Annotated in this window: 8 protein-coding genes; 6 read left to right on the top strand and 2 right to left on the bottom strand. The window is 42.8% G+C overall.

What is annotated here, in order from left to right; translation table 11 throughout:
* Positions 1-670, bottom strand: a 670-nt coding sequence (locus tag AKG43_RS06270; RefSeq protein WP_054599707.1) for an IS5 family transposase, incomplete at its 3' end; no start/stop codon positions are given.
* Positions 671-814: 144 nt separating this feature from the next.
* Here AKG43_RS06270 and AKG43_RS06265 point away from each other — a divergent pair.
* The 3 genes from AKG43_RS06265 to AKG43_RS06255 all read left to right on the top strand — a co-directional run bounded on the left by AKG43_RS06265 (position 815) and on the right by AKG43_RS06255 (position 3,349).
* The gene (locus tag AKG43_RS06265) at positions 815-1,189 is read left to right on the top strand and encodes a hypothetical protein (protein ID WP_054599706.1); all 375 of its coding nucleotides are present in this window, start codon (positions 815-817) and stop codon (positions 1,187-1,189) included.
* Positions 1,190-1,206: 17 nt separating this feature from the next.
* Positions 1,207-2,217, top strand: a complete 1,011-nt coding sequence (locus AKG43_RS06260) for a restriction endonuclease subunit S (RefSeq protein WP_197273127.1) — start codon at positions 1,207-1,209, stop codon at positions 2,215-2,217.
* 115 nt (positions 2,218-2,332) lie between these two features.
* A complete protein-coding gene (locus tag AKG43_RS06255) occupies positions 2,333-3,349 on the top strand; it encodes a virulence RhuM family protein (protein ID WP_054599705.1) in 1,017 nt (338 codons plus the stop codon).
* A gap of 126 nt (positions 3,350-3,475) precedes the next feature.
* Here AKG43_RS06255 and AKG43_RS06250 read toward each other — a convergent pair whose 3' ends face one another.
* Positions 3,476-5,464, bottom strand: a complete 1,989-nt coding sequence (locus AKG43_RS06250) for a transglycosylase SLT domain-containing protein (protein ID WP_054599704.1) — start codon at positions 5,462-5,464, stop codon at positions 3,476-3,478.
* A gap of 191 nt (positions 5,465-5,655) precedes the next feature.
* On the opposite strand from AKG43_RS06250, the gene AKG43_RS06245 reads away from it, so the two are divergent.
* From AKG43_RS06245 to AKG43_RS06235, 3 genes are all read left to right on the top strand, one after another.
* On the top strand, positions 5,656-6,339 hold the full coding sequence (locus AKG43_RS06245) for a class I SAM-dependent methyltransferase (RefSeq protein ID WP_054599703.1): 684 nt from the start codon (positions 5,656-5,658) through the stop codon (positions 6,337-6,339).
* Between the two features lie 215 nt (positions 6,340-6,554).
* A complete protein-coding gene (locus AKG43_RS06240; RefSeq protein WP_054599702.1) occupies positions 6,555-7,145 on the top strand; it encodes a LemA family protein in 591 nt (196 codons plus the stop codon).
* Positions 7,146-7,624: 479 nt separating this feature from the next.
* Positions 7,625-8,884 carry a glutamate-5-semialdehyde dehydrogenase gene (locus tag AKG43_RS06235; RefSeq protein WP_054599712.1) on the top strand — a complete coding sequence of 420 codons (1,260 nt, stop codon included), beginning with the start codon at positions 7,625-7,627 and terminating at the stop codon, positions 8,882-8,884.
* The last annotated feature ends 140 nt before the right edge of the window (positions 8,885-9,024 follow it).

Below are 9,024 nucleotides of genomic sequence, written 5' to 3'. Positions count from 1 at the left end.
GTAATGGCAGCAGGTGTTTGCACTCATGAGCATTGGCCGGGGTGATGTGCAGTTTCTCGATATAGCCGTCCGCATCGGTGCGGGTGTGTTGTTTGTAGCCCAGATGGAAGCGGCCGTCTTTTTTGATCCACCTGGCATCCGGGTCTTTGCTGGGGGTTGTTTCGCCACAGACAACGCCTGCTTCATCCACTTCGATGGCCTGACGCTGTTTGCCGCCGGCCGTCTGAATAATGGTGGCGTCAACGATGGCGGCGGATGCTTTCTCTACTTTTAAGCCCTTGTCAGTCAGTTGGCGGTTAATCAGATCCAGCAGTTCGGCCAGGGTGTTGTCTTGCGCCAGCCAGTTGCGGAAACGGCAGAGGGTGCTGTGGTCGGGAATGCAAAAGTCGTCGAAGCGGCAGAAGAGTTGGAAATCGATGCGGGTGATGAGGCTGTATTCGAGTTCGGGGTCGGAAAGGCTGTGCCATTGACCGAGCAGGATGGCTTTGAACATGGATAACAGGGGATAAGCGGGACGGCCGCCGTTGTCGCGCACATAGCGGGTTTTGCGGCCGGCGAGGTATTGTTCGATGGGTGTCCGGTCAAGAATACGGTCGAGTTTGATGAGTGGGAAGCGGTCGAGATGTTTTTCGATATGGTTGAGGGCATCGGTGTGCAAAAAGCTGCTCATGAACAAAATTCTCTAAATTCTCGGAGTTTGATGTGAGTGGGAATTTAGAGGATTTTTGAGGGTTTTGCAAAGGTCTCAGGCTGTATTACAACTGAATTAGATGCAAGCCTGCAAGAACAGAAAACAAAATTTGCCAAAGAGTGTATGGAAGAGGCAGAGCAATATAGAGAGCAGGCTCAAAAAAAACATCAATCAATTCTTAAAAAACTACAAAAAAACAAACATCAAGATGAGAAACAAGAATGGGAAGCGGCATTGGTAAATGCAGAGCAAGAATTGCAGGATGCGGAAGAGAGTTTCCGTGATGAGGAAAACAGGTATCAACAGGAAAACAGCGAATTACTTGCATTGCGTGCCCATAATGCAAAAGTAGGTGCCGACTGGAACCAAACCGCGCCCGTAGATACCCGCCCGACTTTGGCCGACTTCAAGAAAACCGTATCCGATTATCTGGCATGGGAAGTTTCGCAATTGCTTAAAAGGCCGTCTGAAAATCAGGACGAACATTTAAAAAAGTAGATGCCCGCTTAACCGAAATGCTGGAATCGGTTGAGTGGGGAGAGTTTAGGATTGAAGATATTTTTGATAGCTTTAATGGTGATTTTGACATTAAGAAAGAACATGTCAACGGATTGGGGAATTATGTTATTACTGCAGGCATGAGCAATAATGGCATCTTAGGAAAAACAGATGTTGAGGCTAAAATTTTTCCAAAAAATACAATTACGGTAGATATGTTTGGTACCGCTTTCTATCGTGATTTTCCTTATAAAATGGTTACTCACGCTAGAGTTTTTTGTTTGAAGGCAAATATAGAAATCAATGCAAAGCAAGGACTATTTTTATCGAGTTCACTACATTTTTTAAGTCGATTTTTTGGTTATGAAAATATGTGTTCATGGGCAAAAATTAAAAATAAAAAGATTCAACTTCCCATCAAAAACAGCCAATTAGCCCTTGACTTTATGGAAAATTTCGTGGCCGAGCTGGAAGCTCGACGTTCCGCCGAACTGGAAGCCTATCTTTCAGCCGCAGGACTGAAAGACTATACCCTGACGGCTGAAGAGCAGCAGGCATTGGCACAATTGGAATGCAATAAAACGATTTTCTCATCATTCAGTTTTGATAATGTATTTGACCAAATTAAGCAAGGACGCCGTCTGAAAAAAGATGATCAAATTGCAGGCCATATACCTTTTGTAATGGCAGGTGTAACTAATACGGGAGTGGTGGGATATATTGCAAATCCGGTTGCCAGATTTCCAAAGAATTCAATTACTTTAGATATTTTTGGTAATGCGTTTTACCGTAATTATAATTACGGTGCCGGAGACGATACCGGCGTATACTGGAATAGTGAGCGTAATTTTTCAAAAGAGATTATGTTATTTTTGACTACTTCAATGCAAAAAGCAGTAGAAGGGCAATTCTCTTACGGTAAAAAATTACGCAGTTCGCAAAGCTTGAAAATTAAAATGCAGTTGCCCCAAAAACATAACTCCCCTGACTATGCTTATATGCAGACCTTGCTTTCTGCAGTACAATAGCTGGTGATTAAGGACGTGGTTCAATATGCCGATAAAAAAATCGCGGCAACCCAATCCGTTATCCAGCAAAACAATCAAGAATCACGCTGATAAGGCCGTCTGAAAAGGAAAAAATATGACGACCGACAATACATTAATCCTCTACACCACTTCAGACGGCCTATCCCAATTTGTTTTACGCGAATTGGGCAATCAGCTTTGGCTGACGCAGTTGGAAATAGCGGAACTGTATCAAACCAGCAAGCAGAATATCAGCAAGCATATCTCCGCTGTTTTAGCAGAAGGCGAATTGTTGGAAGTGGCAACTGTCAACTTTCAGTTGACAGTTCAAATCGAAGGGGGGCGAGAAGTAAGCCGCGAAATCGCCCATTATTCCCTGCCGATGATTATCGCCATCGGCTATCGTGTGCGCTCTTCGCGCGGTACACAGTTCCGCCAATGGGCAACGCGTACTTTGGGCGAGTATCTGCAAAAAGGTTTTGTACTGGATGACGAGCGCCTGAAAAATCCGCCGGTGGGTACCTTGCCTGCACCGGATCATTTTGATGAATTGCTGGAGCGCATTCGTGATATCCGCGCCAGTGAAAAGCGGGTGTATTTACGTGTGCGTGAGATTTTTGCGCTGGCTGCGGATTATCAACTCAGCTTTAAAGAAACCACGCAATTTTTTAAAACCATTCAAAACAAACTGCATTTTGCAGCGACCGAGCATACTGCTGCGGAGCTGGTTTATCGGCGTGCGGATGCTTCCAAACCGTTAATGGGTTTAACGCATACAACAGATGGCGTAGTTCGTAAAAAAGATATTAAAACGGCCAAAAATTATTTAAACGAAAAAGAAATCAGCCAGTTAAACCGCATCGTCACCATGTGGCTGGATTTTGCCGAAGATCAGGCACAGAGAAAAAAGCAAGTATTTTTAAAGGATTGGACTGAAAAGTTGGATCAATTTTTAGCGTTTAATGAGCGCGAAGTGCTGCAAGGTGCAGGTAAAATCAGCAAAAAACAGGCCGATGCTAAAGCAGAAGCCGAATACGAACGCTATATGGCTGCACAGCGTCAAATCAAAGAACAGCAGGGTGAGGACGATATTACCGAATTATTGCGCTTAAAAGTTAAGCTTGAAAAATAACTGAACTCAGCTTGAAATTAACTATTTTTAGATTTAGTTATTTCTCAAATAAAGAACTAATCATGTCAAAAAAAGCACCTGAATTTTCAGGTGCTTTTTTTGATAGCTAAATAATGTGAGAGAAAATCAGCTACCCATCAATTTCAAACGTTGGCCTGGAGTCACTGTGCGGGTATTGCGGTTCCAACGGCGGATATCATTGATGTCCACATTGAAGCGGCTTGCAATGGTGTTCAAAGTATCACCTTTACGCACAGTATAAGAAACATTACGGACGGCATTACGTTGGGTTGATGCCGCAGTAACTTTCAGCACCTGGCCTTTACGGATGCTGTTACCTTTGATGTTATTTACCGTGATCAAATCAGCAACACTGAGATTGTAGCGTTGGGAAATATTAAATAACGTATCCCCTGCTTCTACGCGGTGAGTATTATTTGCCAGTTTCGCAGCGGCATTGGCACGAGCCAATCGGGTTTCAGTGCGTTGCTGTTGTTTTGCACGGCTGACAACAATTCGGTCGGTACGGGCTTTAGTAGCCGATTCCGCTTCAAATTGTGCCAAACTGTTTTTCACACTTTCAGCAGCATTTAAGCGTTGTTGTGCAGCATCATCCACTAAAGCAAGTAAAGGATCTTCCGCCTCTGAAGATGCTTGAGAACGGCTTGGCAAGGTGATGTTATTTTCGGCTACATCAACAGGCTCGTCCGAAGGAGCCGGTTTTTCAGGAGCAGGTGTGGCCGATGTTTGGGTGGGCAACGGCAAAGGCTCTGCTACGGCAACCTGAATAGCATCTGCTGGCAATGAATTTTCTGCAATCAGAGAAGCTGCAATTGAAATGGAAGCGGGAGATGCTGAAACTTCAGCAGTTTCTTTAACCGGCTCTGATTTAGCTGCCAAGATGGTAATCGGCGAAGAATTAGATTCTACTTGTTTACTGTCAGAAATACCGTTAATTTGCTGAACGGTCACTACATTAATTTCGTAGCGTTCGGGAAGTTGAATGTTTGTAGCTTGCGCAACCTGTAAGATTTCAGAAGTATGAACCTCTTTTTTGCTTGGTTGGGTTAATGCAGCAATATTGATGGCTGAATCAATAGCGGCTTTGCCTGTGAACTTGCGGTCGGTTGAGTCATTATCCCAAGCAAGCTGAATATCATTTCTAATGCTTCGATAGTTCTTCTCGAAAGTAGAAGTAGCATGAGCAGGTAAAAGAAGTTTACGGTTTTCTTTGGGGACAAATACAGAGCCATTAAACGCCGGGTTCAAAGCTAAGAATTCACTCTCGCTGATGTTGGCCATTTTGGCGATTGAATTTGTGTCAAGCGGCTTGTCCAGTGCAACTGCTTTAAAGTAAGGTTTATTTTCAATTTCACTCAACCCCATACCAAAGGCTTGGGGATTATTGACGATATTTCTTACAGCCAGCAATTTGGGAACATAATTGCGAGTTTCGGCAGGCATGCGAAGATTTTCGTAAACCGGGTTTAAACCTTGCGCACGGGCACGTTTGATTGCTCTACTTACGTTACCTTCACCCCAGTTATATGCGGCTAAAGCGAGCGACCAGTCACCAAACATGCCGTGGAGATATTGAAGATAATTTAATGCTGCGTTGGTAGCGGCATAAACATCATGACGTCCATCGTATTGAGAAGTTCTCTCCAAACCGAAATGGCGACCGGTAGCAGGCATAAACTGCCATAAACCAGAAGCGCCAACATGAGATTTGGCTTTGGTAACAAACGCGCTTTCAATAAAGGGAAGTAAAGCGATTTCCGCAGGCATATTGCGTTTTTTAACTTCATTGGCAATATGATACATATAAGGTTTGCTGCGGTTGATGGTGCGGTCGAAATAAGCTCGACCTGCAGAAAATTTGCTTTCATGGCGGCGAACCAATTCAGAATTAACTTCGGTCATGCGGAAATCTTTACGCATGACATTCCATAAGCTGCCTGAAGAAATATTTTTTTGCTCTTGGTCGAGTAGTGATGAGTTCAAACGCATCATCGCCATACCTGTTTGAGTAGAAGGTGCCGCATGAGTATAAGCAGCACCCGAAACTGCCGATACGCCGGTTACGGCTAAGGCTATTGATTTCAGTTTCGCCATAGTCTCAAATAATTCTAAATGGTTAATTTATAATGGGGGAGATGTTAATATTTTGAAAGAATACAGTCAAGAAGATATTGTAAAATATTTGAAACAATTTATATATTTACATGATAAATCATATTGGTCGGGAATATTTTTGAAGGTATATTCAAAACTTATTTTTGACTGTTTGGCAAGAGGTGCTGCAGATGGAATATGAGAAATTATTACACTGGTTCACAGATACTGAAATGGGGATTTACACATCGTCCTTAGAACGACATTTCTTCGAGCACATCTCAAGCTCTACTTTTTTAGGTAAATCCGTTCAATTCGGAATGGAAGAATGGTTGATGCCGTCTGAAAAATGCATATGCGTAGGTAGAGATATTCACATGCATTCGATGGCATGGCCTTGGGAACGGGGATCTTTAGATTTAATAGTCATGCCTCATACATTAGATAACAGTTTATCGACACCGTATATTCTTACAGAAGCTTTTCGCGCTTTATCTCCGGAAGGACAGTTGGTTTTGACCGGTTTCAATCCTTATTCCTTATGGCGTTTCCGTAATTGGTTTAATGGCAAATATTTGCCGGAAGCGCACTATTGCCATGCTCTTTCTGATTTGAAAAACCAACTTTCTAAAGCCGGATTTCAAATAGAACAGGGGCGATTTATGGTATATCTGCCTCCGGTGCAAACAAAGAATGCCATCAAATTATTCCATTTTATGGAAAACGCCGGAAACAGATGGTGGCCTCATGCGGCAGCCGTATATGGCTTAGTAGCAAGAAAACGGATAGCCAATATACGGATTTCGGGAGAATGGACTACAACCGAAGAAAACGACATGGAGATTGTTCTCGGCACCGCAAAAGTTGAGCCTTAGTTTGGAATCGGCAATTGGTAATTGCCATCTTAACTAATCGCAGTACACCGCCCTAGAAGTCAGCATACACACCAAAGTGTAATTAATTGTGAATTTCAGTAATAAAAAATATAAAATTTAAAAATTATTTACATTTTGTAAAAATTATTGTTATAATAACCACAGAAACAACATGTAACAAAGGCATTTACAATTATAAAAATGAAAGGTGTTTTATGATGGATTCTATACTCACTTTTTCTTTTGTTATCTTCTGTGCATTATTGTTGATCGTTATCAATCGGAAATTATTAAAAGGGAAAAAACAATATATTCATGCTTTCGCCAATATCCATGACCAGCTCAAATGCCGCCATGACATTATTCCAAACTTGGTAGATGCTTCAAAAATTTATCTGAAAAGGGATGAAGCTGCATTGTCTGCAGTATCCTCCGCTAGATTGCGCGCGCAAGCGGTTTTATCGGCGGCATCTGCCAATCTTGATGAAAGTTCGGTTTCTTCTTTAGGGGCGGTTGAAACTGAATTAAATGAGGCTTTATCCAATTTACAATCTGCCATTCAAACTTATCCCGAATTAAAAAAAGACAAGTTGATATCGGATTTAATTGATATTTTAGACTGCACAGAAAATCGTGTAGCTTACGCTAAACACAATTACAATAATTCTGCACGTTCATATAATGCGATGCGGCAATCATTTCCGGCCAATATTTTTGCAAGCCTTCTCGGACATAGCAGGAATGCCGCTTTATTGACTTTCGATGAGCATGCTGCAGTACGCATCACATCAAGAATTTTGCTGTGATTTATGAAGTCTATCGTCTGTAAATCAATAAAAAGCATCTTCCCTTCTCTCTGTGAAAAACCACTGAAGAATCCCCTACACATTCTAAATATCATAGGATGTGTAGGGGATTCTTCAGTGGTTTTGAAGTTATACAATGGTTCGATACTTCCATCGGGCTTTGCACAAAAGCAAAAACGACAACGAATGCAGTTAAGTTGATTGATGCTATATTATGTTAGAATGAATGGCTTGAAACCAAGCAAAAATCTTTGTTTTGCTTGGTTAAATATATATTTTCAGACGGAAACCTTTGCCCCTATCTATCTGCGGCGTATTTCTGCGTTGTGCGCTGCCCGCCCGCTTGTCTATTGTGTGAGCTTGTCTATTGTGTGATATGTCTGCGCCGGCTGTGCTGCTACTTTTTGGATCGCATCCGCATTTAGGATTTTGCAAAGATTTCAAACTTTATTATTTTTTAATTATTACAAATGATTATCATGAGTGCTATAAAAGAGTATGTCCGCAATACCGCAACATCTGCAAAACAGGCTTTCTACGAGCTGGCCGGCGCATCTACCGCACAAAAAAATTCTGCTTTGCTGCGTTTGGCAGAATTACTCAAACAGCATCAAGAAACTATTATTGCCGCTAATATTCAAGATATGAAGCAAGCTGAAGCCAAAGGTTTGGATTTTGCTTTGCTTGACCGTTTGAAACTAAGCAGCCAAACAATAGACGGCATGTGTGAAGGGTTGCTCCAGATTGCCGCTTTACCTGATCCCGTTGGCGAAATGGACGAATTCCGTATCCGCCCCAACGGCCTGCAAATCGGTAAAATGCGGGTGCCTTTGGGAGTGATAGGCATCATTTATGAATCCCGGCCAAATGTAACCGTAGATGCTGCTGCCTTGTGTTTAAAATCGGGTAATGCCTGTGTGTTGCGTGGAGGCAGTGAGGCATTTAACAGCAATATGGCCATTTCAAAATTGATTTCGCAAGCATTGGCGGAAAACGGTTTACCTACTGCCGCCGTATGTTTTATTGAAAATACCGACAGAGAGAGCGTAGGCGCCATGTTGCAGGCTCCCGACTTGATTGATGTGATTATCCCCCGGGGCGGTAAATCTTTGGTTGCGCGTATAAGTGCCGAGGCCAGAGTGCCTGTAATCAAACATCTCGACGGCATTTGCCATGTATATATTGACCAAGCTGCGGATACGCAAAAGGCCGTAGATATCGCTTTTAACGCCAAAACTTCGCGTTACGGCACTTGCAATACGATGGAAACATTGTTGATACACCAAGCGCGTGCGGTAGAAATCTTGCCGCTGTTGGCCGAGAAATATGCCGAAAAAGGTGTAGAACTTCGCGGCTGCCAGCGGACTTTGAATATACTGAGCAATATCAAAACCGCCACGGAAGAAGATTGGGACACCGAATATCTTGCGCCTGTGTTGTCAGTAAAAGTTGTAGATAATATTGCGGAGGCCGTTCAGCACATCAACCTGCACGGCAGTCATCATACCGACAGTATCGTTACAGAATCTTATACCGATGCACAATGGTTCTTGAGAATGGTGGACAGTGCCAGCGTGATGGTAAACGCCAGCACCCGGTTTGCCGACGGCTTTGAATATGGCTTGGGTGCGGAAATAGGCATTTCTACCGATAAAATCCATGTGCGTGGGCCGGTTGGATTACATGGCCTTACCGGGCAGAAATGGGTAGTGCTTGGTAATGGTCAAGTACGTCATTAGAAGGCATTTGTATAATCGCTTCCTAATTTAGATGAGCTTTGCATTTATTAGGTATTCTCTTGCATAAGCACGTCATTGAATAATCAGAACATATATTCTAGCGTATAGAAGTAAACGCTTTTTAAATCAGAAGGCCGTCT

Origin of the sequence: Neisseria sp. 74A18 (genome assembly GCF_001308005.1) — a bacterium.
GTDB lineage: Bacteria > Pseudomonadota > Gammaproteobacteria > Burkholderiales > Neisseriaceae > Neisseria > Neisseria dumasiana.
The sequence above is the reverse complement of the archived record's forward strand: the minus strand, read 5'-3'. Positions and strand labels throughout refer to the sequence as shown.

Bases quoted from the DNA above. Each gene is read 5' to 3' on its own strand.
- AKG43_RS06265 (WP_054599706.1), top strand. From the start codon at position 815: ATGGAAGAGGCAGAGCAATATAGAGAGCAGGCTCAAAAAAAACATCAA.
- AKG43_RS06260 (WP_197273127.1), top strand. From the start codon at position 1,207: ATGCTGGAATCGGTTGAGTGGGGAGAGTTTAGGATTGAAGATATTTTT.
- AKG43_RS06255 (WP_054599705.1), top strand. From the start codon at position 2,333: ATGACGACCGACAATACATTAATCCTCTACACCACTTCAGACGGCCTA.
- AKG43_RS06250 (WP_054599704.1), bottom strand. From the start codon at position 5,464: ATGGCGAAACTGAAATCAATAGCCTTAGCCGTAACCGGCGTATCGGCA.
- AKG43_RS06245 (WP_054599703.1), top strand. From the start codon at position 5,656: ATGGAATATGAGAAATTATTACACTGGTTCACAGATACTGAAATGGGG.
- AKG43_RS06240 (WP_054599702.1), top strand. From the start codon at position 6,555: ATGATGGATTCTATACTCACTTTTTCTTTTGTTATCTTCTGTGCATTA.
- AKG43_RS06235 (WP_054599712.1), top strand. From the start codon at position 7,625: ATGAGTGCTATAAAAGAGTATGTCCGCAATACCGCAACATCTGCAAAA.